The following is a 24576-nucleotide window of genomic DNA, read 5'->3' as shown; positions in this document are numbered from 1 at the left end:
TGTGAAAAAGAGAGGCATATTCAGCAAACTTTATGCATTTTTAATGTATATGTTTTTATATATCCCCATAATAGTCCTTGTGATATTTTCTTTTAATGATTCAAAGCTTAATGCAGTGTGGACAGGATTCAGCCTAAAGTGGTATAAAAGCCTCGCAAGTAATGTCGGCATACTGGAAGCTATGAAGAACAGCCTGCTCATAGCTGTAGCAAGTACAATACTTTCAGTTATGATCGGAACTTTGGCAGCAGTTGGAATGTACAGATACAACTTTAAAGGAAAAAGTCTAGTTGATGGAATGCTATATATTCCGTTGGTTATACCAGAAATAGTAATGGGTATAGCGCTTTTGGCCTTTTTTTCAACGGCGAAATTTTCGATGGGCATAGGTACTTTGATTCTTGCTCACGTTACCTTCAGCGTATCATATGTGGTAGCTGTTGTAAGAGCAAGGCTTGATGGCTTCGACAAATCCGTTGAAGAAGCAGCTATGGATTTAGGCGCAACACCGATGCAGACCTTCTTTGCTGTAACACTTCCTATAATAGCACCAGGCGTCATAGCAGGAGGGCTTCTTGCTTTTACATTGTCTCTAGATGATATGATTATAAGCTTTTTTGTAGCTGGTCCAAACAGTATGACTTTACCACTTAAGGTGTTTTCAATGGTTAAGTTTGGTGTAACACCAGAAATAAATGCACTCTCTACTATAATAATGCTGGTTACTTTGATAATAGTTGGTTTTGCTTTAGCTCTTAGAAAAGCAAATATAAACATGAAAAAAGTTGGAGCTGTACTTACAGCGATAACAATTATGGCTGGTGGAGCAAGCGGAGGAATGTGGGTTCTTGCAAAACAGTCCAAAGGTGAAAAACAGGTGCTTAATGTATTTAATTGGTCGGAGTATCTGCCTCAGTCTGTTATAGATAAATTTGAACAAACCTATAATATAAAGGTAAATTACTCAACCTTTTCTTCCAATGAAGAAATGCTAGCGAAAATCATGGCAGGAGGATCACAATATGATTTAACCGTAGCAAGCGACTATATGGTTGAGATAATGAAGAAACAGAATCTTCTTGAAGAACTTAACAAGGAAAACCTTTGGAATCTTAAAAATATGGGAAATGAATTTATGGATCAATCCTATGACAAAGGAAACAAATATAGTATTCCTTACATGTGGACTGCCGGAATTATTGCTGTAGACAGTACAAAAGTTCCAGAGGGTACAATAACCTCCTACGCAGACCTTTGGAAACCTGAACTTAAAGGAGCTATTACACTTCTTGATGACGAGAGAATAATAATAGGAATGGCGCTTAAAAAACTAGGTTATTCCATGAATGAAGTTGATAAAAATGCACTGTATCAAGCAAAGGAAGAACTTAAAAAACTTCAGGCAAATGTAAAGGCTTATGACAGCGATAGTCCAAAGACAATGCTTATAAATGGAGAGGCAAAAGTAATTTTCGCATGGGGCGCTGAGGGAAGTCTTGCTAAAAGGGAAAAGAATGGCGTGAAAATGGTTATTCCAAAGGAAGGTTTATTCCTCCAACAGGATAACTTTGTTATACCAAAAGATGCGAAGAATATAAGAGCTGCAGAGCTATTTATAAACTTTATAATGGAGCCAGAGATAAGTGCAGAAATTTCGAAAGAATTCCCATACGGAAATCCTAATAAGGCCGCTTACCCATATATAGGTGAGGAGATATTAAAGGATGAAGCAATATATCCCCCTGAGACGGACATTAAAAATGGGGAACATCTTAAGGATATAGGGGATTCTATAAAGCTTTATGATGATATATGGTCTGAAGTTAAGCAATAAAGAGAAGATGTTTTTAAAGCCATAAATCCCGCTGAAAATTATACAGCGGGATTTATGGCTTTAAAGAGTTAACCAAGAAGTACATTTCATAAAAGAAATCTCCGTTGTAGCTTGTGCAGCCATAATCCATGAGTACATTTTCGCCATTTAATGTGCCCCAGGAGCTTACACAAATCAAATCCTCATAAAATAAGTAAAATCTATCAGCAAGTTCACTTATATCATTAAACAGCTCTACCTCCTTTCGTATGTTCTTCAGATTCACATATTTGCCTTGTATATTGTTAGAAAGAGGTGCTGCTCTTTTCATAATCAAAAGTTGAGGTTGATAACATGCTATAGAGCATAAATATTTCTTTAATTTAAAAGGAGAATACGAATAGACAAACTGCTCAATTTTGTTTTGATAATAGCCTTCTCCACCCTTTGCAAGTTTCAAAACATACTCTTCATTCAATGCGAAAACTTTTCTGCTTATACCTTCCCCCAGAAATTCAAACCTTTTGTAAAAATCTTTTTCCTTAAGATTATATAGTTCAGTAAAAAGTTCTTGGCTAATTTTCAATTTCAATCCCCCAGATAATAAATTCACACTATTGTTATATGAATCAAGTCTACACTTTGATATAGGAGTTAATTGTATAAATTTATTTTCTGCTCATGTTTTTTCTTTACTTAATAATAACTAAGAGTTATTATTAAAAGAAAAGTATAATATATTATATATTGGTTAGATATTAAATAGAGAGCCTTATATGATTATTGTATAAACATGAAAATAAGATATATGAATTTGCTGGATACTTACAATATGAGAATTTGATAGATTTGTAAAGGAAGGGATTTAAATATGGATAAAAATTATTTAAAAGAGGATAAGGAAGAGGTTTTAAAGGGACTCACTCCTCTGCAGTATAAGGTAACTCAGGAAAATGCAACAGAAAAGCCATTTTTAAATGAGTTTTGGAATCACAAAGAGGAAGGTATTTATGTAGATATAGTGTCTGGAGAACCTCTCTTTACTTCTTTGGATAAATTTGATTCCGGTTGCGGGTGGCCTAGTTTTACAAACCCCATAGAAAAAGGAAGAATAAAGGAAAAAGCTGATTTCAGTCATGGAATGCATAGAATTGAGGTTAGAAGCAAAGAGGTAGATTCTCATCTTGGACATGTGTTTACAGATGGTCCTGTAGATAAGGGTGGCCTCAGATACTGTATAAACAGTGCTTCTTTAAGATTTATTCCTAAACAAAGGCTTAGGGAAGAGGGATACGAAGAATATATAAGATTATTTAATGATATGGAGGAATAGAGATGGATGTTTTAGAGGCAATTAGAACTAGAAGATCTATAGGAAAGGTAAAGGAGGAGGCTGTACCAAAGGAACTTATAGAAAAAGTTATAGAGGCTGGAACATGGGCGCCAAACAGATATTTAACACAGCCTTGGAGGTTTTTTGTAATAACAGGTAAGGCAAGGCAGTCTTTATCCAGGGTAATGGAGGAAATTGCACTTCAATCAGGCTTAGATATAAACAGCGAAGAAGGTAAGAAAAAGCTTTATAAAGAAAAAAACAAACCATTTAGAGCTCCGGTAATAATTGCAGTGGCAGCAGAGGTAACTGATAATGGGAAGGCTATGAGACTTGAGGAGTTAGGGGCCTGTTATGCTGCCACTGAAAATATGCTTTTAGCAGCACATTCCCTTGGTTTGGCTTCTTTCTGGAAGACAGGGAAGGCTTGCTACCATCCGAAAATGAAGGAGTATTTTGGACTTAAAGAAAAAGACGAAGTCATAGCTTTAATCTATTTAGGCTATCCTGATATGGAAAGAAAGGATGCACATAGAAAACCAGCGTCAGAACTTACTAAATGGGTTTAAAACTAATACAAAAGAAAGGATAGAAGTAATGAGAATTTATTCTTGGAATGTAAATGGCTTAAGAGCAATACTAAAAAAAGGATTCATGGAATGGTTCATCGTGGAAAGCCCTGATATAATCTGCCTTCAGGAAACAAAGCTTCAGGAAAGCCAGCTTGAAGAAAGCTTTAAAAACATAGAAGGTTATTATTCAAATTTCAGTTTTGCAGATAAAAAGGGTTACAGCGGTGTTGCCACTTATTCAAAGGAAGAGCCTGTTTCTGTGAAACACGGAATTGGAATAGAACGATTTGATAGCGAAGGCAGAATATTAGAGACAGAATTTAAAAACATCACTGTTTTAAATATATACTTTCCTAATGGACAGATGAATGAGGAGAGGTTAAAGTTTAAACTAGATTTTTATGATGCTCTTCTTGACTATTGCAATAGTCTGGTTAGTACAGGAAAAAAACTTGTTATTTGCGGAGATTATAATACTGCACATACTGAAATGGATATTAAAAATGCGAAGGCAAATGAAAAGACTTCAGGATTTCTGCCTATAGAAAGAGAGTGGCTGGATAAGCTTATTTCAAATGGCTACACAGATACCTTCAGGTATGTAAACAAGGAGGAAATCAAATATTCATGGTTCAGCTACATGTTTAAGGCAAGAGAGCGAAATGTAGGATGGAGAATAGATTACCATTTTGTATCAAACAATATGCTGCCTTATGTTAAGGATGCGAAGATACTAAATGAGGTAACAGGCTCAGACCATTGTCCTGTTGTGGTTGAACTTTCTGAATCTAATTTAAAAGATCAGCTATGAGGCTGATCTTTTTCTTTTAATTATATTTGTCCGTTTTACAAGTATTTCAATCAAAGCTATGGCTAAAACTCCTCCGATTAAAGCTGTGATAAGTTGTGTTGTTCCCATAGCTACGGCAAGAGCTTTAGCTATAGGCGCAGGAAAGTTCATTTTGAAAATATAAATAAATTTTTTTGCAGATAAGCTTAAAAATAAGAATTTTAGTATCGCCCCTAAGCCTACACCTGTATATTTCCCATAGGAACTTTTAGAAAGAAAGAGTCCGTAAGAGATGACAAAAATACAATTTCCTATCATTATAAAAGGTATAAAAGGTGCCATGGCTGGCTTTAGTTGTCCAACTAGAAGTGCTGTTAATGGGGTTAATACTCCAACTGCAGTTCCATAAAATGTACCGCAAAGATATGTAACCACAAGCAGAACGGAGTTAATAACCGAACCTACAAGAAGTTGGTTAATTCCTGGAATTTTGCTTCCTATCAGCTGAAAAACTATAGCAGTAGCCAACAGGATTGAACTTTGTACTAAACAAATAACATTTTTATTTTTCATACTACCCCATCCTTAAATAAATATTTCCAGTATTAGTATATCACTCTTGCAAAAAAGTGTAAAACAAAAAGTGTACACCCCAAAAGGTTGTACACTTTTATTTTAATATGAAAATACCATATTTCCATCTCTTAACGCTACTGTCTTTGACCATAACCATGTATTCTTTGTGCTGTCATCGAAGTAAAATTCCGCACCATTAGTTGGGTCGTAACCCCTCAAAGCATCTAGAGCAGCTTGTCTAGCTGTTGTTGAAGCTGACTTGTTAATCCAACCATTTACTACAGGAGTAAACTGATAGTAGCCTCCTGATTTTTGATAGATTACATCTCTAATAGTGTTTGGCCAAGCTGAACTTTGAACTCTGTTTATAACTACAGCACCTACCGCAACCTGTGATTTATAGGACTGACCTTGAGCTTCTGCTTGAATTAGCCTTGCGAGAAGGTCCAAGTCGCTTTGGGTGTAAGGTACAACGCCTTTGCTAACAGAGGAAGCAGTAAAAGAACTTTTCCCTGGTATAACTAATACTTGACCAGGATATATATAATCTTTCCAGTAGTTATTTGTATTTCTTATTGAGTTTATAGTTACTCCATATTTTTTAGCAATTAAATAAAGAGTATCTCCACTTCTTACAGTATATTTTCTATCTGGAACATTTAGTAATTGTCCAGGATAAATTAATGAATTTGATAATTTGTTGTTTGTCATTAACTCGTGTGTTGTTGTATTAAAGCTTCTGCTTATTGTGTAAAGCGAATCGCCAGGAGCTACCTTGTAGGTTGCTGCCTTGGCTACATGTGATGAGAATAGAGTTAACCCTAAAGCAAATAAAGTAACATTTAATATCTTTGATTTTATCATAGATATATCCTCCTATATGCCTCCGAGGTTAGTTGACGGGTTAGGGTAAGAGGTACCCTGCTCAAACTACGAACTTCACCCCATAGTTATCCCCCGTACTCCTTTTAGGAGATTCGGCTTGATGGTTGTTATTGTAACAAAGGATTTTGAGTATATCTATAGAAGATAGGTGGCAGGACAGGCATATCATGGTACAACTTTGCCCAAATATGCATAAACAATTATATAGAGTAAATACTAACTATAAATAAAGAATATATAGTTATAAGGAGGATAAGATCATATGGATAGCAAGTCACAAATAGTAAAAGTAAAAAAGAATCAAGATGGAGATATAACAGATGTAATGCTTGATAACGGTAATGTGTATTCAATCAATGAAGCAATAACTATGACAAGAGAAGGTATAATTCAAGGGGTAAATGTGGGAAAAGCAAGAAATGGTAGAGAATATCTACGAAGCAACCCAAATGACAGAGAAGGTGATAACCTAGATAACATTCCTACATTCTAGTGTGTACATAAGACTTTTTTCAAAATAATAAAAAAGGATAGACTGAATCTATCCTTTTTTATTACAGTAAATTTAGTTTGATTAGCTCTATTTCAAGCTGCTCTGAACTTATAAATTGAACTGCGTTAATACCAAGTTTTTTAGCTCCTTCGATATTAACCAGGGTGTCGTCTATGAATAAACTCTCTTCTGGAAGAATAGATAGTGTGCTAAGCATATGTTGGTAAATTTCTCTGTTTGGCTTTAGCAGTTTTATTCTTGAGGATATAATCATTTCATCTGCAAGTCTGAAAAAAGGATATCTGTTGTAGACTATCTCAAATGCTTTAAGGTGAAAATTAGAGAGTAGTACTATCTTATATCCATTGATTTTTAGCTTTTTCAAAAGGCAGACAGTTCCTTCAATAGGTATTAAAATATTATGCCAATCTTTCATAATTTCTTCTATTTGCATTTTATGACCAGCATGTCTTTTAGAGAAAATTTCTATTGCTTCTTCATCAGTAATGCTTCCTTTGTCAAGTTCAAGCCATTCGTCAGTTGTAAATATAGCTGAATGAAGTTCACTAGCTAAAGTTTCGTCTTTATATTTTTTTAGAAGATATTCCTTGGGATTAAATTCTAAAAGAACTCTCCCTATGTCGAAAACTATATTTTTTATCATGTTGCATCATCCTTTCGGCTATAGACATTTTTATAGTACCTTATTTTAGCAATTTATTCAACCTTCTTGCCCAATGCTGGAATTTATAATTTAACTTTGGATAAAACTATTTTAAAATGATTTAACAGGAGAATACTGATATGAGAGACAATATTAATGAATTTATGAGAAGAATGAACTCATTAAATGAAAAGGAATATATGTATAACTTGATTGCTTATGGAATTGCCCCTACTGTTTGCGGCTACAAGGCTTCAACTCTTATTAATCTTTCAAGCAAGTATAAAAACACCTATAAACTTTGGAAGGAGAATAAGGAGGAATTTTTAGACAGAGTACCTTTAAAGCACTTTGAGCTGAAAAGGACTAATGATTCATACAGTATTTTGTTCTATGATGAAGATAAATTGAACGAAACATTAAAGAAAAAAAACTGTACTAAATTTTTAAATAATTTTGGATATAAGGAAAAAGATAGCCTTATAAATTTTCTTCATGTATTAAAGGCAAGGTATAAAGAAGGGTGTCCTCATGAAGTTGGTCTATTTTTGGATATACCTCTTGATGATGTTCTTGGATTTATAAAGAATGATGGGAAAAATTATTTATACTGCGGCTATTGGAAAGTATATAGTAATGTTGATGGAGCAATGAAAACTTTCAAAAACTATGACTGGTCTAAGAAAGAAGTTATAAATCTTATAGCTGGGGGGAAAAATGCCTTTCAAGTATTTAAGCTATTAGAAGAATATAAGTTTATTGCTGTATGTAATTAGTCACAATTGAAACAACATAAAAAACTGTTTTAACTCATAAGCCTATAAGTATATTAACATTATTCTATGGAAACATAGATGTAGAAATTTATTAGAGGAGTGTGATAATCATTGGAGAATTTTAAATTTTATAATCCTACTAAACTTATATTCGGAAGAGATACTGTTAAAAATATAGGACCAGAAGTCAAAGCTGCTGGAATAAAAAAGGTTTTGCTTCTTTATGGTAAAGGCTCTATATTTAAAAATGGGGTTTATGATAATGCGGCGAATTCATTAAGAGAAAATGGCGTTGATTTTGTTGAGCTGGGAGGTGTCAAAGCAAATCCTGTTTTATCAAAGGTTTATGAAGCAGTTGAAGTCATAAAAAAAGAAGGTGCAGAGGCTATAGTTGCTTTGGGAGGTGGAAGTGTTATTGATACTTCAAAAGCAGTAGCTGCAGGCTATTATTACAGCGGGGACATATGGGATATGTTTGAAGGAAAAGGGCGAGTAGAAAAGGCTCTGCCAATATATACAATACTAACACTTTCAGCCACTGGCTCGGAAATGAATTCTGGAGCAGTTATAACTAAAGAGGAAGAAAAGAAGAAATGGTCCTTTGGATCTCCTTATACATTCCCTAAGGTTTCCATAATTGATCCCACAATACAGTTCTCTCTTCCTAACAATCAAACTGTTAACGGGGCAGTGGATGCCATGAGTCATACCTTTGAACTTTATTTTGATGGGACAAAAAACAGTGATATGCAGGATGAACTTTCAGAGGGTATAATTAGAACAGTGATGAAGCATGTTCAAATATTGCTTGAAAACCCATCAGATTATGCTTCAAGATCAGAACTTGCATGGTGCTCAACACTTGCTTTGAATGGAGTGAATGGCATTGGAAGGAATGGTGGAGATTGGGCATCACACGGAATAGAGCACTCTTTAAGTGCCTTTTATGATATAGCTCACGGTTCAGGACTTGCAATAATATTCCCCGCTTGGATGAAATACGTTTACAAGGAAGATTTAGATAAGTTTGGAAGGTTTGCAGAGAAAATATTTAACATTACCTTAGGTACCCCTGAGGAAAAAGCTTTAAAAGCTATTGAAGACTTAAGGGATTTCTATAAAAAGATAGGAGCTCCCATAAGCCTTAAAGATATAGGGGTTAAAGCCGAAGACCTTGAAAAACTAGCAGACAACGCTGCTATGTCAGCTCCTATGGGAACTTTAAAGAAGCTTCAAAGAGAAGATATTTTTGAGATTTATAAGATAGCCTTGGAATAAACAAAGGGTGGGCAGATGCTCATCCTTTTACTATTTTGCGGTTTTTCATCTTAATTACCAATGGTTGCATGTTTTTTAAATTGATGTATCATTAATATTGTAGTAAATTAAAGGGGATGACAGAGTGAAAAAATTAAGGTTTATAAATACTGTTAAGAATTTTGGAAGCAGCAATTTTCATGCATTAACTCACAAAAACTTTAGATATTTCTGGATTGGACAGTGTGTTTCTCTTATAGGAACCTGGATGCAGAACATAGGTCAGTCCTGGCTTGTATATACCTTAACTGATTCTCCATTTTTGCTAGGTCTTGTGGGAACTATTCAGTTTTTACCCGTAACGATATTTTCTTTGTTTGCTGGAGTTGTTGTTGATAGGTTTCCCAAAAAGAAAATACTTATAATAACACAATCTATATCAATGCTGCTTGCTTTTACACTTTCTTTATTGGTTTTTACCCATACAATCAAGTATCAACATATTCTAGTTCTTGCCTTAATATTAGGTTTTACAAACACTCTAGATATGCCTACTAGGCAGTCTTTTATGGTTGAGGTAGTAGGGAAAAGTGATCTCATGAATGCCATAGCTTTAAATTCTGCTACCTTTAATCTGGCGAGAATACTTGGACCAGCAATAGGTGCTATCGTAATGCAGGGTGTTGGAGCGGCTTGGTGCTTTTTCCTTAATGGATTGAGCTTTGTAGCGGTAATTTATGGCCTTTTGAAAATTGAACCTATAGCATATGTGAGGAAGAAGTCATCTGAAAAGAAGGTATTGCATGAAATATTAGATGGGCTTAAATATATATATAGAACTCCCGTTCTGTTTAAGACGGTACTTATGGTTACTGTTATGGGTATTTTTGCGTTTAACTACAACGTACTTCTTCCAGTGTTTACAAGAACTGTACTTCACAAGGAGGGTGACACATACGGATTTTTGATGTCTGCTTTAGGTATAGGTTCGCTAATTGGAGCTTTAACAGTATCTTTAAGAAGCAAATCTGGACCAAAGATTTCTATAATGTTTTATAGTTCTGTAATAGTATCAATAATGTTAATTCTTACAGGATTAAGCAGCTTGCAGTTTGCAGCAGCCTTGTCTTTAGCTATAACAGGTATATTCAATATAAATTTTTCTACTACAGCAAATTCAACACTTCAAATTAATTCTGAGGATGAATACAGAGGTAGAGTAATGAGTGTTTATGCTCTTGTTTTTGCAGGAAGCACCCCTCTAGGAAACATGTTCTCTGGCACTGCTGCATCTAACCTAGGGGCTTCATGGGCGTTTATCACCAGTGGAATAATAATTTTAGTTTTTATGGTTGTTTTAGCAGGTATGGCTGGTATACAAAGAAGATACAAATGATAAGTGAGAAAAAAACAAAAATGTCGAATAAAAAAATACAAAGCTCAAAAATTGTTCGTGATTGCTATTTACATACGTATAATTTCATGTTATTATAATTACATAATTTAATAACACCTCATATAATCTCGATAATTTGGTTCGGGAGTTTCTACTAGGCAGCCATAACTGCTTGACTATGAGTGAAGGTTTATTGATGTCTTATTTCTATTGGACAAGTAGTCTATTTGATATACTTTTCTTTAAATAGAGTAGCAGATAAACGCATGAATTCACTCAAAATTTTGAAGATTCATGCGTTTTATTTCTTTTTGGATATACATATAATCTAATGTGGACATCTTATTATAAACCGGCGATAGTTATGCTTAGTGGAAGTAAAACAATTCAAGAAGGAGGGAAATTAAATATCAACCTGTTAAAAACCATAAAATTTTAGGGGGAAAAGATAAATGAATGATTTCTTTAAATTGCAAGAGAACAATACCACAATAAAGACAGAAATTATTGCTGGAATTACCACTTTTATAACAATGGCTTACATTATTTTTGTTAATCCGAACATTTTATCTCAGGCTGGAATGAACTCAAAAGGTTTACTTTTTGGAGATGTTGCAAAGGCTGGCTTAACAGTTGGAACTGACCCTATTATAGGGGCTGTATTCGTTGCAACTGTTCTATCTGCAATTATTGGCACGCTAATAATGGGACTTGTAGCTAATGTTCCTTTTGCACAAGCAGCAGGTATGGGCTTGAATGCCTTTTTCACATTCTATGTAGTTGGAACAGCAAAGTATTCTTGGAAGGCAGCATTAGCAGCAGTATTTATTTGTGGTCTTATTAATGTTTTTATCACAGTTACTAAAATTAGAATAGCAATAGTAAATGCAATCCCTGAATCTCTTAAAAATGCAATTGGAGCTGGTATAGGTTTATTTATAGCGTTAATTGGCTTTAAGGAAGCTGGATTGGTTGTATCTGATCCTGCAACTTTAGTTGCCTTTGGAAATGTGAAAGCTCCAACAACACTGCTAGCGTTATTTGGACTAGTTGTTACAGTTGCTCTTATGGTGAAGAATGTTAAAGGGTCTATCCTTATTGGGATAATAATTACAACTATAGCTGGAGTTGTTGCTCAAGTTGGATTTGGTGCAAAGCTTGGATTATTCCTTCCGCAAAACTTTAATATTTTCTCAATGCCTCCAAGCATAAAGCCTACTTTAATGCAGTTAAGTTTCTCAGAGCTATTCACTGCTCAAACAGGAATACTTACAGCAATAACAATAATAGTTTCCTTCAGCTTGGTTGATACTTTTGATACAATAGGTACATTTATTGGAACTGGCGCGAAAACAGGAATGTTTGATGAAAAGAATGATGTGCCTAAGAAAGGGATGTTCCCAAGAAAGATAGATAAAGCTTTGTTTGCTGATGCTACAGCTACTTCGATAGGAGCACTTCTTGGAACAAGTAACGTTACTACTTATGTAGAAAGCGCCGCAGGTATAAGTCAAGGTGGAAGAACTGGTTTAACATCAGTAGTTGTTGCTATATGTTTCTTCTTATCCTTATTCCTTTCACCATTAGTTGGAATTGTTCCAGCTCAGGCTACTGCTCCGGCACTTATCATAGTTGGTGTGCTCATGATAAGTTCGATTATGAAAATTGATTTTGAAAATTTTGAAGAGGCTCTTCCTGCTTTCCTAACTGTAGTTATGATGCCATTTACCTACAGCATAGCTAACGGTATCGCATCTGGCTTTATATTTTATACAGTTGTTAAAATAGTTAGAGGAAAAGCAAAAGAAGTTCACCCAATAATGTATATTTTTGCTGTACTGTTTGTATTCAAATTTGTCCTACAGGTTTAAAATAAAAAAATCCGGCTGTATTTCAGCTGGATTTTTGCTTTAGATGAGGATAATAAAGAAAATATAGGTTTATCCCCAATAGGTTTTGGTGATGCATTTTTAATTTTGTATCCTCGATAAATTAGAAGTACTTCGATTATTAGTATAATAATCAGAGCTATCACTATTTTAGTAAATTTAGACATGGATACCCCCATAAAAATTGATGAAAGAAAATTATTCTTACTTTATTCTATGATAGATATACTAATGCTAGCATATAAAAAACGAAAGCTTCTGAAATGTTCAGAAGCTTTCGTTTTAACTATTTTAAGTAGTTCTTTAGTTTTTCATTTCTTTCAATTAACATAATTAAAGGTAAACCTAATACATAGCAAACTACTAACTCGCCAAAACCCACCTGAATGGCAGGAATAATAAATGGAATATTTGCAGTATAGCTTATTAAAAGTCCTATAATAACAGCATTAACTACTACAGCTGGTAATGGAGCAAGAAACCTTCTTAACTTAAAATTGCTCTTTCCAATGTAATATGTCATTATTGCAGCTATTAAAGTTGCAAGAGAGCCAAAGATCATATCTAATGGACCTATTGGACTTAAAATATTAGATACAATGCAACCTATAAAAAGTCCTAAAACAGAAAAACCTGAGAAAAAAGGTAATATAGTTAGAACTTCTGCAATTCTGAACTGAATTTCACCATAGCTTATAGGTGCTAAAACCATAGTTAAAGCTGCATATACGGCGCCAATCAAACCACCAAATACAATTTTACGAACATTAAACCTCATTTTTAATACCTCCTAGTTTTGTTTAGCGACAGGATGGTTTCGAACTGTCGATATCTCTTTTAGATACCTGTACATTTTAACAGCTTTATCTCCGTTAGTCAATTAATAACTAAGTGGAATTAGAGTTGATAAGTTATGCTGGATACATCCTTGTATTAATTTGATATTAAAGGTATCATAATTATGGATGACATTATAGAGTGTGAAAGGGGAAGAATTATGAATATAGACAGCATAATTTTTGATTTGGATGGTACCTTATGGGATTCCACAGATGGAGTTTTAAAATCTTGGAATACCATAATTGAAAATAATAAGGATATAAATGTTAAACTAACAAAGGAAATTTTAAAGGGAACAATGGGACTTCAAATAATAGATATTGGAAGAAAGCTGTTTCCTAATTTAAGCGATGATAGAATTAAAGAATTGATGAAGGACTGCTGTGAATTAGAGAATGAGTATTTAGAAAAGCATGGTGGAATTCTATATGATAATCTTGAGGAAACTCTTAAGGAATTATCAAGTAACTCTAAGCTGTTTATAGTAAGTAACTGTCAATGTGGTTATATAGAAGTGTTTTTAAAATATCATAACCTTGGCAAATATTTTCTGGATTTTGAGAACCCAGGCAGAACAGGACTTAGTAAGGGTGAAAATATAAAGCTTGTTGTAGAAAGAAATAAGCTGAAAAGTTCAGTTTATGTAGGAGATACAGAAGGAGACTTAAAGGCGGCAAAGTTTGCGGGTATTCCATTTATCTATGCTAGCTATGGCTTTGGCGAGGTAAGCGAATATGATTACTCAATTAAAAGATTTAATGAATTGCTAGAGCTTGTTAAGCAAGAATAATCAGTATTATCAATATAGAAAACGCACTGATTTAATGGTAGTGCGTTTTGTTTTATTCAATAAAAGTTATTAAAAAAGAATATTTGTGTTTGCAATATTTACACAAAAAATGTATCATATTAGTAATAAAGAAACTATAAAAGGAGAACGGACATGAAAGCAGTATATAAAAACCCGAGAGAACTAGCTACAAAGCTAATGGATTTAGTTGATACCTATAGAGAGGGATTAATTACGCAGGAGAAGTTTGAGGAAAGTATTATAGCTATAATTGAGAAAAATGAAGATAGAGTTTATAAAAATGGTTTTATGCCTGTTAAACTTATCAGTATCATAGGAGAGGATAGAAAAGCCGTTATAGATGAGGTATCAAAAAAACTTAACAACTAACTATGCCGCATAATTTATAATCATTAATGCGAATAATATTGTAGATTGCATAGTATAGTACATAATATTCCAAGGAAATTAAAAGAAAGGAGCTTATATAATGAGCAAACAGCAAATAGGAGTAATAGGACTTGCCGTTATGGGGAAGAATCTTGCTCTTAACATAGAGAGCAAAGGGTTTACAGTTTCTGTATATAATCGTTCAAGAGAAAAAACAGATGATTTTATGAGTGAGATAGGGAACAAAAATCTTGTGGGAACTTATTCTATTGAAGAATTTGTAAACTCCATTGAGACTCCAAGAAAGATAATTATGATGGTTAAGGCGGGAAAGGCTGTTGACGATACAATAGAACAACTTAAGCCATTTATATCTAAAGGTGATATTTTAATAGATGGAGGAAATTCATTCTTTGTTGACACAATAAGAAGAAATAAAGAGCTTGAAAAAGAAGGCTACAGGTTCGTCGGAACAGGTGTATCAGGAGGAGAAGAAGGAGCTCTTAAGGGACCGGCTATAATGCCGGGAGGACAGGAAGATGCCTATAGACTTGTGGAACCTATTCTTACAGCTATCTCCGCAAAGGTAGATGGAGAGCCTTGCTGCACCTACATAGGTAGTGATGGAGCGGGACATTATGTCAAAATGGTACATAACGGAATTGAATATGGCGATATGCAGCTTATTTCTGAGGCATATGTCCTTCTTAAAAATGTGATTGGATTATCAGCAAAAGAACTTCATGAGATTTTTGCTGAATGGAACAAGGGTGAGCTTGACAGCTATTTAATAGATATAACTCAGGACATATTTACAAAGTATGATGAAGAAACTGGGAAGCCTATGGTTGATGTTATACTTGATACAGCAGGGCAAAAGGGTACTGGTAAATGGACTAGTCAAAGCGCTTTGGATCTTGGGATTTCAACGCCAACTATTACAGAAGCAGTGTTTGCGCGCTGCATATCTGCCATAAAGAGTGAGCGTACAGCAGCAAGCAAGATATTAAAGGGATCAAAAGTTCCTGATTTTAATCGAGATAAAAACGATCTAATAGAAGCAATAAGAAAGGCTTTATATGCTAGCAAAATTTGTTCCTATGCTCAGGGGTTTGCACTAATGAAAGCAGCTGCTAAAGAATACAACTGGAATTTGAACTACGGTAGTATTGCAATGATATTCAGAGGTGGTTGTATAATAAGAGCTCAATTCCTTCAAAAAATAAAAGATGCTTATGATAGAAACTCTGAACTGGCAAATTTAATGCTTGATCCATACTTTAAGAATATACTTGAAAGTTATCAAGATGCATGGAGAGAGGTTATATGTACCGCCGTTAAATATGGTATTCCAACGCCAGGTTTTTCTAGTGCGTTAGCATACTTCGACAGCTACAGAAGTGAGTTTCTTCCTGCAAATCTTCTTCAAGCTCAAAGAGATTACTTTGGAGCACATACTTTTGAGAGAGTTGATAGAGAAGGGACATTCCATTATAAATGGTTTTAGTCAATGACTTTGAATTGTTTTGTTTTAAAAGTTTCAAAAAAGTGTTGACAGCATTGCTTTAATATAGTAAACTCTAAACATAATTTAATAAGACCTCACTTTTACTAGTGAGGTAGAGGCGCGATGTTTAACAGTCTTTAGTGGAGTTTGAGAAGGTGTTGATACTAAGGAGAAGGAAATATCGCCGAAGCTTGCAATATTCTCAGTGTTGCTTGCTGGGTCTGCAGTTAAGAGCTGCAGGACTGTCTTAATAGGCTACCCGGCTTATTAAGTTGTGCTATCTCATATGGGAAAAGAAGGGTTTAGGTCCAATTTGCGTATTGCGACCTGAGGTATCCTCAGGTCTTTTTTGCGTATAGTTTAAGGCCGCTGGCTCATAAGATAGCGCTATCCTCATAAGGGGATAGCGCTTTTTATTATCAAAATAATACTTATATTTAGGAGGAATAGTAATGAGAAAGAAGTTATCAGTGCTAATTGCAATGTCATTATCAGCAGTAATGCTTTTAGGAGGATGTGGGATAAGTAAATCTGAAAAGGATGCTTCTGCATCTGCACCAAAGCAGGAAACCTTTAAAGTAGGTCTTGAGGCAGGTTATGCACCTTTTAATTGGACACAAATGGATGCGTCAAATGGAGCTGTCAAGATTGAAGGTTCGTCAGAATATGCGGGTGGCTATGATGTTGAAATAGCAAAGAAAATAGCAGAAGGTTTAGGAAAGCAATTAGTAGTAGTTAAAACAGAATGGGATGGTTTAGTTCCAGCTTTAACCTCAGGAAAAATAGATGCAATAGTTGCAGGTATGTCACCAACAGCGGAGCGTAGACAGACTATAGACTTCTCCGACAACTATTATAAATCAAATTTAGTTATGGTAGTTAAGAAAGGTGGAAAGTATGAGGATGCTGCATCAATTCAGGAGTTTAATGGTGCAAAAGTTACTGCTCAATTAAATACCTTCCATTACTCAGTTATAAATCAAATTCAAGATGTAAAGCTGCAGTCAGCAATGGACAATTTTCCGGTTATGAGAGTTGCTCTTGAATCTGGAATGATTGATGGATATGTATCCGAACGTCCAGAAGGTATCAGCGCACAAGCAGCAAACAGCAACTTCAAAATGGTAGAGTTTAAGGAAGGTTTTAAAACTTCCGATGATGATACAGCTATAGCTGTAGGTGTTGCTAAAGGAAGCGATTTAACTGCTAAGATAAATGATACACTAAAGGGAATTACAGAAGATCAGCGTAAAGCAATAATGGATGCTGCGATCAAAAATCAGCCGGCAGCAAATTAAAATAATGTGCTGCATACGCAGTTTTATGAAAACGGAGGTTAATACAAGATATGAGTCTTGATTGGATAATTAAAATAGTTTCAAAAAATTGGCCTATGTTCCTTCGTGGTGCTGGAATGACTCTTCTGGTTGCTATGATAGGTACTATTGTTGGATCTCTAATAGGTTTACTGGTTGGGGTAATTCGTACAGTTCCAATGCCTGAAAGAGGGTTAAAAAAGTATTTTCTAAAATTCATAAATATTATACTTTCTGTTTATATTGAAATATTTAGAGGTACACCAATGATTGTACAAGCGATGGTAATTTATTACGGCTCAAAGCAAGCTTTTGGTCTTGATATGAATAAGCTAACGGCTGCAATCTTTATAGTGTCTATTAATACAGGAGCGTACATGGCTGAAATTGTCCGTGGAGGAATTGTATCAATTGACAAGGGACAGTTTGAAGCGTCACATGCTATAGGTATGAGCCACTTCCAAACTATGATGAATGTAATACTGCCTCAGGTTGTACGAAATATATTGCCAGCTACTGGTAATGAGTTTGTGATAAATATTAAAGATACCTCTGTGCTTAATGTAATTTCTGTATCAGAGCTGTACTTTCAAACAAAATCAGTTGCAGGAATGAACTTCCACTATTTTGAGTCTTTCTTTGTTGCTTGTGTACTTTATTTTGTAATGACCTTTACAGTAACAAGAATACTTCGTTATGTTGAAAGAAAGCTGGATGGTCCTGAAAATTACATTATGTATGCAAACCAAATGCAGGTTGAAACCCCTGAGGATGCAATTAGAAGAACACAAAACGGCTAGGGTAAATTATTATGGAAGAGAATTATAGCTCCGAATTATCTTTAGGGGCAATTGATATGTGGGACTAAGGTTGGAGTTTGGACCTGTCTCTATTAAAAGGAGGAATTTCAATGAGCAAAGTAATTGAAGTGCAGCATTTAAGCAAAGCCTTTGGATCTCATGAGGTACTAAAAGATATAGATTTCTCTGTAAATAAAGGTGAAGTTGTTTCTATTATAGGTTCATCAGGATCAGGAAAATCTACTCTTCTTCGCTGTATAAATCTTTTGGAAAAACCAAGTGGGGGAGAGATAATTTATAACGGAGAAAACATCTTAGATGATAGGCATGATATTCGTGTTTACAGAACAAAGCTAGGTATGGTATTTCAACAGTTTAATCTTTTTAATAATCATGATGTTTTAAGCAACTGTGTGGTTGGTCAAATCAAGGTTCTAAATCGCTCAAGGCAAGTAGCTGAGAAGGTAGCGCTTAACTATCTAAAAGTTGTTGGAATGGAACAATATATAAATGCAAAACCCAAACAGCTTTCTGGAGGACAAAAGCAGCGTGTAGCTATAGCTAGAGCTCTTTCTATGGAGCCGGATGTAATGCTGTTTGATGAACCAACCTCTGCTCTTGATCCAGAAATGGTAGGAGAGGTTTTAAAGGTCATGAAGGAACTTGCAGATTCAGGCCTTACAATGCTTGTAGTTACTCACGAAATGGGATTTGCAAAGGAAGTATCGGATCGAGTGGTATTTATGGATAAGGGAATTATTGCTGAAGAGGGCAGCCCAGAACAAATATTCAACAATCCAAGTCAGGACCGTACAAAGGAGTTTTTAAAGCGTACATTGAATCCGGTTTAAGTAATAGCTTAACATTAACTTTGTTTGTCGATAAATAAATCAATTACGACAAAACTAGTCACCTTTTGATAAAGGAATTATAATTTATATGTTGAAATTATAACTAATAAATCAAATTTTTGTTAGCATATAATTATAGAAGGTGACTAGAATGAAAAAGCTTTTATATGTCCATGAATTAGTTCCGGGTATGATTTCAACTAAGGAAATAGTAGCTAATGGCACTGTCTTAATTGGCAAAGGGGTTCCGATTACTAAATTTGCTATTGGTAAACTACGAGAGAATTATATTTATAATAAAGTTGAGATATATTATGAAGATAATAGTGAACATAGCAATGTAAAAACTGTTGAGGATGTAGAACAAAACTTTAATGAAATAGCTTTTGATATAAAAAGAGTATTTGAAAATATGGATGCTTTAAAACTATCAGAGATTGAAGAAGTAAGGCGTTTTGCAGCCCGAATACAAGATGAGTTGAAGTCAGTTAGTGCAGTTATAAAGAATATTGTGCTTTATGGCAGTGGAGGAGATATTATCTATAGGCATGGTGTTAATGTTGCTGCGCTAAGTACTATACTTGGAAAGTGGATAGGTCTTGGTGGAGCTGAATTGAATCTACTTACCTATGCGTCCATTCTACACGATTTTGGCAAGACTAAAATAGATAAAAATATTTTAAACAAACCAGACTCGCTAGATGATAATGAGTATAAACAAATAAAGTCTCATTCTGTAATAGGTTATAACTATGTAAAGGAAATACCGTTTTTGGACAAATCAGTAAGCTATGGTGTGCTTATGCACCATGAAAGATTGGATGGATCAGGATATCCATTAGGCTTGAAGGATACACAAATACATCAATTTGCAAGGATAATAGCTATTGCAGATGTATTTGATGCAGTAAATTCAGATAGGATATACAAAAAGAGAAAAAGTCCCTTTGAAGCTCTAGAGATAATAAAAAAGGAAAGCTTGGGAAAGTTGGATTATGAGTTTTGCAGTATATTTTTAAATCATATTATTAACTATTATGTAGGTGAAAGCGTATTATTAAATGGTAAAAAAATATGCAAAATAATTAAAATTGATTTAAATGATTTGATGAGACCCCTTCTTCTAGATGATTGTGGCTTTATCGATTTAAAGAATAATAAGGATTTATATATTGAAGCTTTAGTTAATTAGCTAAGACAATATATCCTAAAGAAAAAAGTCTGCTAGACTCATTTAAGCCATAGCAGGCTTTTGTGCTATTTATCGTTTTTGAAGCCTTGAGCTTTAATGCTAGGATAAACCTCCGGAAAATAAACCTGCTTGTAGGTTTCGGAAACTTGCTTGCTCCAGGTTGTAGATTTATCGCCTCTCTCCTTGTAATAATTAATCATTATTTCATCATACTCGTCTATGGCGTCTTTCACATCTTTCATATTATAGTTTTCATAGTGCACATAAGCTTTAAAAGGCATTCTAGGCTTCTTAGCTGACTCGTCTGCAGGATAACCAACAACTAGTCCTGCAATCGGATAGGTATACTCTGGAAGTCCTAGAAGCTTAATAATGTCATAAGGCTTTTTTCTAACCGCTCCAATAGGGACAATTCCAAGACCTAATGATTCAGCTGCGGCTATAGTTCCACCCATAGCTATGCCTGCATCAAAGGTCGCTACCAGAGTACCTTCCACGCTTTCGTGAATTTCTTGTGTTAAGTTATTTTTTTCAGCTGCTATTCTTGTTTTATAAAAATCTGCAACAAATACTAAAAACACTGGAGCTTGGGATATCCAAATTTGATTGCCTGCCAGCTCAGCAATTTTATTTTTTTTATCCTTGTCTCTAATTACAATTATAGAAAGCTGTTGCCCGTTAATAGAAGTAGGCATGGACTGAGCTGACAAAAGTATTTGATCCAGCATTTCCTGAGGAACATCCTTATCTAAATACTTTCTAATAGAACGATGGTTATGTATTGTTTTTAAAGTTTCATTCATTGTAAAGCCTCCAAAATATAGTAAAAAATTTATAACTATTATGTTACTATATTATTATTGATCTAACAATATATACTATACATTTTACAAGCTTTGATAAAATAGTTATAATTAAGTATAATTTTGTTAAATAAAACTTAGGGGTTGATATAAATGTATAGCTTTAAAAACGATTATAGCGAAGGTGCGCACCCAAGGATATTGAGTTCTTTAATAGAATCAAATTTAGAACAACATGAAGGTTATGGAGAAGACAAATACACTAAAGAGGCTATTGAACTTCTTAAAAAAAGAATGGATAACCAACATGTTGATGTTCACCTATTATCCGGTGGTACTCAGGCTAATTTGACAGCTTTATCTGCTTTTTTAAGACCACACGAAGCTGTTATTGCAGCTAATACAGGTCATATACTTGTTCATGAAACAGGTGCTATTGAAGCAACTGGTCATAAAATAATATCCATTGATACTGATGATGGCAAACTGACATCAATGAAGGTTAAGATGGCTTTAGATTATCATACAGACGAACACATGGTAAAACCTAAACTAGTATACATATCAAATCCAACTGAGATTGGATCGATATACACGAAATCTGAGCTCGAAAGCTTAAGCAGCTTCTGTAGAGAAAATAAGCTTATATTATATGTTGATGGAGCAAGGCTTGGTTCGGCACTTTGCTCAGAAGAAAATGATATGACTCTTCCAGAACTTGCAAGCTTAGTGGATGCTTTTTATATTGGTGGAACTAAAAATGGAGCCTTAATAGGAGAGGCTCTTGTAATTTGCTCAGATTGTCTTAAAGAGGATTTTAGATTTCATCTAAAGCAAAAGGGTGCACTACTTGCAAAAGGAAGACTTTTAGGAATACAGTTTTTAGAATTATTTAAGGATGAACTATATTTTGATTTGGCAAGGCATGCTAACAACATGGCTAAGCTTTTAAAAGAGGGTTTATGTAGTGAAGGGTATAAATTTTTAACTCATTCTCCATCAAATCAAATATTTCCTATACTCCCTAACAAGCTTATAGAAAAACTTGAGGAGAGTTATGCTTTTTACATATGGCAAAAGATTGATAAAGATAATTCGGCTATTCGTCTGGTTACTTCTTGGGCAACAGATGAGAAGGACGTATTAGGTTTGATTGAAAGTGTTAAGAATTTTAGATAGAAAAGTTAACAAGTTAACTTTTTATATTTTTATATTTTTATAAAGTTAACTTGTTAATAATAAATAAAAATATACAGGTGATGACATGTTAGAGAGATTGCAAAAATATATGGCAGACTGCGGTGTGGCCTCAAGAAGAAAGTGTGAAGAAATTATATTAGAGGGAAGAGTTAGGGTAAATGATATTGTTGTAAAAGAACTGGGTAGCAAAATAGAAAGAACTAAAGATACGATTACGGTAGATGAAAAGATAATTAGTCCTGAAGAGAAAAAAGTCTACATAGCCCTTAACAAACCTATTGGCTACGTGTCCACAGTTAAGGATGAAAGAGGCAGAAAAACTCTTATAGATTTAGTTAAAGTAGATGAAAGAATATACCCTATAGGCAGGCTGGACTACGACACTTCAGGGCTAATTCTTATGACAAACGATGGAGAGGTATACAATAGAGTTATTCATCCAAGGCAGCAAGTAAATAAAAAATACATAGCAAAGGTAGAGGGAACCCCCACACAGGAAGAAATAGAAAAATTTAAAACTGGAGTAAATATTGGAGACTATATAACTTCAAATGCTGGTTTTAAAATTTTATCCAAGGACAATAACACAACTACTGTGGAAATTATCATCCATGAAGGTAAGAACAGACAAATAAGGAGAATGTGCGAAGCTATAGGTCACCCTGTAATAGACCTAAAAAGAATGTCTGTAGGAAATATTAAACTTGGTGATTTAAAGCTTGGGGAGTGGAGAAACTTAACAAATCAAGAAGTTACCTATTTAAAAAATCTATAAGGTATTACTTAAGGAGTGAATAAATTGTATAATTACGTGGGAGACATTAGTAAACTTGCACAGAATATTGTTGTAAGTTATATGAAAAGCTTTAATGTTGCTGTGGATGCTACCTTAGGTAACGGGCACGATACTGATTTTCTTAGTGATAATTTCAAACGAGTTTTTAGTTTTGACATTCAAAAGAGTGCTATTGATAATTACAGTAGAAAAGAGAAAGAAAATGTTGTGTTGATTCATAACAGTCATGAAAGACTAAGTGACTTTGTAGACTGCAAGGTAGATTGTATTATGTACAATTTAGGTTTCATGCCTGGTGGCGATAAGACTATAACAACCCTTGCTGAATCTACAATTTCCAGCCTTAAGGTGGCCCTTGAACTTTTGAATTGTGGTGGAATTATAACTCTAGCGATTTACCCAGGCCATAAAGAAGGAAGAATAGAAGAAGAAGCAGTTTTAAGCTTTGTTAAAAATCTTTCAAAAAGAGAGTACGGAGTAATGCTTCATTCATTTATAAATAGAAATAACTCCCCTATGCTGCTTATTATTGAAAAAAATACGCTTTAAATCAAAAATATATGAATATCAATTGAAAGTTGTATTGAAAGTGTTTTCAATAGATGGTAAAATGAAATAAATTATTCATTTTTATTCAGATATACAAGAAAGGATTGAAAGTAAATTGGAAGAAAATAAGCAGGATTTGATGCGTACCATACAAATGAAGTTCCCAAGACTTAGTAAAGGACAGAAATTAATAGCTGAATATATCTTAAAGCATTATGACAAGGCTGCCTTCATGACTGCGGCAAAGCTTGGAATTAGCGTTGGAGTAAGTGAATCTACTGTTGTAAGATTTGCAAATGAATTAGGCTTCAGCGGATATCCAAAGCTTCAAAAAGCGCTGCAGGAGCTCATCAAAACGCGCCTTACAACTGTTCAAAGACTTGAGTTATCTAATGATTTTATAAGCGAAGAAAGCGCTTTAAAAGGGGTGTTAAAGTCTGATATGGAAAATATCAGGGCTACTCTTGAGAAAATCAATCAGAAAAACTTTGAAGAAGTGGTAAACAGTATTTTTGGAGCAAAAAAGATATATGTTATCGGACTTAGAAGTTCCACAGCTTTAGCTGAATTTTTAGGATTTTATTTAAATCTAATATTGGACAATGTAAAAATTGTAGGCTATGGTATAAGTGATATTTTTGAGCAAATAATAAACATATCAGAAGATGATTTGCTTATAGGTATAGGTTTTCCTAGATATTCTTCTAGAACAGTTGAGGCGTTAAACTTTGCGCAAAGCAGAGGAGCAAAGGTAGTAGCTCTTACAGACAGTCTTTTATCACCTCTTGCAGCAAAAGCAGATGTAACCTTAATCGCACAGAGTAATATGGCATCCTTTGTAGACTCTCTTGTTGCACCTTTAAGTGTAATCAATGCTTTAATTATAGCTGTGGGTATGAAAGAAAAGCAAAAAATATCAAATACTTTTAATGAATTAGAAAATATTTGGGAAGAATATAAAGTGTATTCATATGTAGAAAAAGAAGAGGATAACTAATATCCTCTTTCCTTTTATAAAATTTTATAAAAAAATTTTATAAAAAAGAAGGAATATTGCAATTTATATAGAATATTATATCTATGTAAGCAACTTAACAT

26 protein-coding genes and 3 riboswitches are annotated in these 24576 nt (G+C 34.2%); of the genes, 20 read left to right on the top strand and 6 right to left on the bottom strand.

The features are described 5' to 3' along the window. The first annotated feature begins 43 nt into the window (after window positions 1-43). Window positions 44-1834 carry an extracellular solute-binding protein gene (locus NBE98_RS09150; RefSeq protein ID WP_250817518.1) on the top strand — a complete coding sequence of 597 codons (1791 nt, stop codon included), beginning with the start codon at window positions 44-46 and terminating at the stop codon, window positions 1832-1834. A gap of 52 nt (window positions 1835-1886) precedes the next feature. Here NBE98_RS09150 and NBE98_RS09145 read toward each other — a convergent pair whose 3' ends face one another. Beyond that, window positions 1887-2399 carry a hypothetical protein gene (locus NBE98_RS09145; protein ID WP_250814640.1) on the bottom strand — a complete coding sequence of 171 codons (513 nt, stop codon included), beginning with the start codon at window positions 2397-2399 and terminating at the stop codon, window positions 1887-1889. Between the two features lie 285 nt (window positions 2400-2684). Between NBE98_RS09145 and msrB the strand changes: the two genes are divergently transcribed. From msrB to NBE98_RS09130, 3 genes are read left to right on the top strand one after another with little or no spacing between them, the layout of a single operon-like run. Further along, window positions 2685-3146 (top strand): peptide-methionine (R)-S-oxide reductase MsrB, encoded by a 462-nt coding sequence (gene msrB / locus NBE98_RS09140; protein ID WP_250814639.1) that lies wholly within the window; start codon window positions 2685-2687, stop codon window positions 3144-3146. 2 nt (window positions 3147-3148) lie between these two features. After that, entirely contained in the window at window positions 3149-3715 is a 567-nt protein-coding gene (locus NBE98_RS09135; RefSeq protein ID WP_250814638.1) for a nitroreductase family protein, read from the top strand. Window positions 3716-3743: 28 nt separating this feature from the next. Continuing rightward, a complete protein-coding gene (locus tag NBE98_RS09130; protein ID WP_250814637.1) occupies window positions 3744-4529 on the top strand; it encodes an exodeoxyribonuclease III in 786 nt (261 codons plus the stop codon). On the opposite strand, the gene NBE98_RS09125 is transcribed toward NBE98_RS09130, so the two are convergent. Next, the gene (locus NBE98_RS09125) at window positions 4524-5081 is read right to left on the bottom strand and encodes an ECF transporter S component (RefSeq protein ID WP_250814636.1); all 558 of its coding nucleotides are present in this window, start codon (window positions 5079-5081) and stop codon (window positions 4524-4526) included. The two genes, NBE98_RS09130 and NBE98_RS09125, sit on opposite strands and share 6 nt — an antisense overlap. Window positions 5082-5183: 102 nt before the next feature. Further along, complete coding sequence (locus tag NBE98_RS09120; RefSeq protein WP_250814635.1) at window positions 5184-5948, bottom strand: LysM peptidoglycan-binding domain-containing protein; 765 nt, start codon at window positions 5946-5948, stop codon at window positions 5184-5186. Between the two features lie 2 nt (window positions 5949-5950). Further along, window positions 5951-6077, bottom strand: a riboswitch (cyclic di-AMP (ydaO/yuaA leader). 154 nt (window positions 6078-6231) lie between these two features. On the opposite strand from NBE98_RS09120, the gene NBE98_RS09115 reads away from it, so the two are divergent. Continuing rightward, entirely contained in the window at window positions 6232-6462 is a 231-nt protein-coding gene (locus NBE98_RS09115) for a DUF3892 domain-containing protein (protein WP_250814634.1), read from the top strand. 61 nt (window positions 6463-6523) lie between these two features. On the opposite strand, the gene NBE98_RS09110 is transcribed toward NBE98_RS09115, so the two are convergent. Continuing rightward, a complete protein-coding gene (locus NBE98_RS09110; protein WP_250814633.1) occupies window positions 6524-7126 on the bottom strand; it encodes an HAD family hydrolase in 603 nt (200 codons plus the stop codon). 140 nt (window positions 7127-7266) lie between these two features. On the opposite strand from NBE98_RS09110, the gene NBE98_RS09105 reads away from it, so the two are divergent. The 4 genes from NBE98_RS09105 (at window position 7267) to NBE98_RS09090 (ending at window position 12426) form a co-directional block, all read left to right on the top strand. Next, on the top strand, window positions 7267-7902 hold the full coding sequence (locus tag NBE98_RS09105; protein WP_250814632.1) for a DUF3793 family protein: 636 nt from the start codon (window positions 7267-7269) through the stop codon (window positions 7900-7902). A 111-nt stretch (window positions 7903-8013) separates the two neighbouring features. Continuing rightward, complete coding sequence (locus NBE98_RS09100) at window positions 8014-9180, top strand: iron-containing alcohol dehydrogenase (RefSeq protein ID WP_250814631.1); 1167 nt, start codon at window positions 8014-8016, stop codon at window positions 9178-9180. A 124-nt stretch (window positions 9181-9304) separates the two neighbouring features. After that, window positions 9305-10555: an MFS transporter gene (locus tag NBE98_RS09095; protein ID WP_250814630.1), complete on the top strand. Its 1251-nt coding sequence runs from the start codon at window positions 9305-9307 to the stop codon at window positions 10553-10555. A gap of 98 nt (window positions 10556-10653) precedes the next feature. Beyond that, window positions 10654-10754: riboswitch (purine riboswitch) on the top strand. A gap of 253 nt (window positions 10755-11007) precedes the next feature. Continuing rightward, entirely contained in the window at window positions 11008-12426 is a 1419-nt protein-coding gene (locus NBE98_RS09090; RefSeq protein WP_250814629.1) for an NCS2 family permease, read from the top strand. 304 nt (window positions 12427-12730) lie between these two features. On the opposite strand, the gene NBE98_RS09085 is transcribed toward NBE98_RS09090, so the two are convergent. Continuing rightward, window positions 12731-13222: a QueT transporter family protein gene (locus NBE98_RS09085; RefSeq protein WP_250814628.1), complete on the bottom strand. Its 492-nt coding sequence runs from the start codon at window positions 13220-13222 to the stop codon at window positions 12731-12733. 219 nt (window positions 13223-13441) lie between these two features. Between NBE98_RS09085 and NBE98_RS09080 the strand changes: the two genes are divergently transcribed. The 7 genes from NBE98_RS09080 (at window position 13442) to NBE98_RS09050 (ending at window position 20130) form a co-directional block, all read left to right on the top strand. Next, window positions 13442-14074 carry an HAD family hydrolase gene (locus NBE98_RS09080; RefSeq protein WP_250814627.1) on the top strand — a complete coding sequence of 211 codons (633 nt, stop codon included), beginning with the start codon at window positions 13442-13444 and terminating at the stop codon, window positions 14072-14074. Between the two features lie 153 nt (window positions 14075-14227). Then, window positions 14228-14464 carry a TIGR04540 family protein gene (locus tag NBE98_RS09075; RefSeq protein WP_250814626.1) on the top strand — a complete coding sequence of 79 codons (237 nt, stop codon included), beginning with the start codon at window positions 14228-14230 and terminating at the stop codon, window positions 14462-14464. Between the two features lie 100 nt (window positions 14465-14564). Next, a complete protein-coding gene (gene gndA, locus NBE98_RS09070; RefSeq protein ID WP_250814625.1) occupies window positions 14565-15971 on the top strand; it encodes an NADP-dependent phosphogluconate dehydrogenase in 1407 nt (468 codons plus the stop codon). A 105-nt stretch (window positions 15972-16076) separates the two neighbouring features. Then, window positions 16077-16259: riboswitch (Lysine riboswitch) on the top strand. A 164-nt stretch (window positions 16260-16423) separates the two neighbouring features. Continuing rightward, entirely contained in the window at window positions 16424-17269 is an 846-nt protein-coding gene (locus tag NBE98_RS09065) for a transporter substrate-binding domain-containing protein (RefSeq protein ID WP_250814624.1), read from the top strand. Window positions 17270-17319: 50 nt separating this feature from the next. Then, window positions 17320-18087 carry an amino acid ABC transporter permease gene (locus NBE98_RS09060; RefSeq protein ID WP_250814623.1) on the top strand — a complete coding sequence of 256 codons (768 nt, stop codon included), beginning with the start codon at window positions 17320-17322 and terminating at the stop codon, window positions 18085-18087. A gap of 110 nt (window positions 18088-18197) precedes the next feature. Beyond that, window positions 18198-18938: an amino acid ABC transporter ATP-binding protein gene (locus tag NBE98_RS09055; RefSeq protein WP_250814622.1), complete on the top strand. Its 741-nt coding sequence runs from the start codon at window positions 18198-18200 to the stop codon at window positions 18936-18938. 151 nt (window positions 18939-19089) lie between these two features. Then, window positions 19090-20130, top strand: coding sequence for an HD-GYP domain-containing protein (locus tag NBE98_RS09050; RefSeq protein ID WP_284703617.1), 1041 nt, complete (start codon window positions 19090-19092; stop codon window positions 20128-20130). A 65-nt stretch (window positions 20131-20195) separates the two neighbouring features. On the opposite strand, the gene NBE98_RS09045 is transcribed toward NBE98_RS09050, so the two are convergent. Further along, window positions 20196-20933: an NADPH-dependent oxidoreductase gene (locus tag NBE98_RS09045; protein ID WP_250814620.1), complete on the bottom strand. Its 738-nt coding sequence runs from the start codon at window positions 20931-20933 to the stop codon at window positions 20196-20198. A 153-nt stretch (window positions 20934-21086) separates the two neighbouring features. Here NBE98_RS09045 and NBE98_RS09040 point away from each other — a divergent pair, with 153 nt between their 5' ends. From NBE98_RS09040 to NBE98_RS09025, 4 genes are all read left to right on the top strand, one after another. Continuing rightward, complete coding sequence (locus NBE98_RS09040; protein WP_250814619.1) at window positions 21087-22112, top strand: threonine aldolase family protein; 1026 nt, start codon at window positions 21087-21089, stop codon at window positions 22110-22112. An 85-nt stretch (window positions 22113-22197) separates the two neighbouring features. Beyond that, complete coding sequence (locus tag NBE98_RS09035; RefSeq protein WP_250814618.1) at window positions 22198-22908, top strand: pseudouridine synthase; 711 nt, start codon at window positions 22198-22200, stop codon at window positions 22906-22908. Between the two features lie 24 nt (window positions 22909-22932). After that, window positions 22933-23478 carry a tRNA 5-(aminomethyl)-2-thiouridylate-methyltransferase MnmM gene (gene mnmM, locus NBE98_RS09030; RefSeq protein ID WP_250814617.1) on the top strand — a complete coding sequence of 182 codons (546 nt, stop codon included), beginning with the start codon at window positions 22933-22935 and terminating at the stop codon, window positions 23476-23478. Between the two features lie 115 nt (window positions 23479-23593). After that, window positions 23594-24475 (top strand): MurR/RpiR family transcriptional regulator, encoded by an 882-nt coding sequence (locus tag NBE98_RS09025; RefSeq protein ID WP_250814616.1) that lies wholly within the window; start codon window positions 23594-23596, stop codon window positions 24473-24475. Window positions 24476-24576 lie beyond the last annotated feature (101 nt).

The organism is Clostridium swellfunianum, assembly GCF_023656515.1.
GTDB classification, from domain to species: domain Bacteria; phylum Bacillota; class Clostridia; order Clostridiales; family Clostridiaceae; genus Clostridium_AT; species Clostridium_AT swellfunianum.
This window is presented reverse-complemented; position numbering and strand designations above follow the sequence as displayed.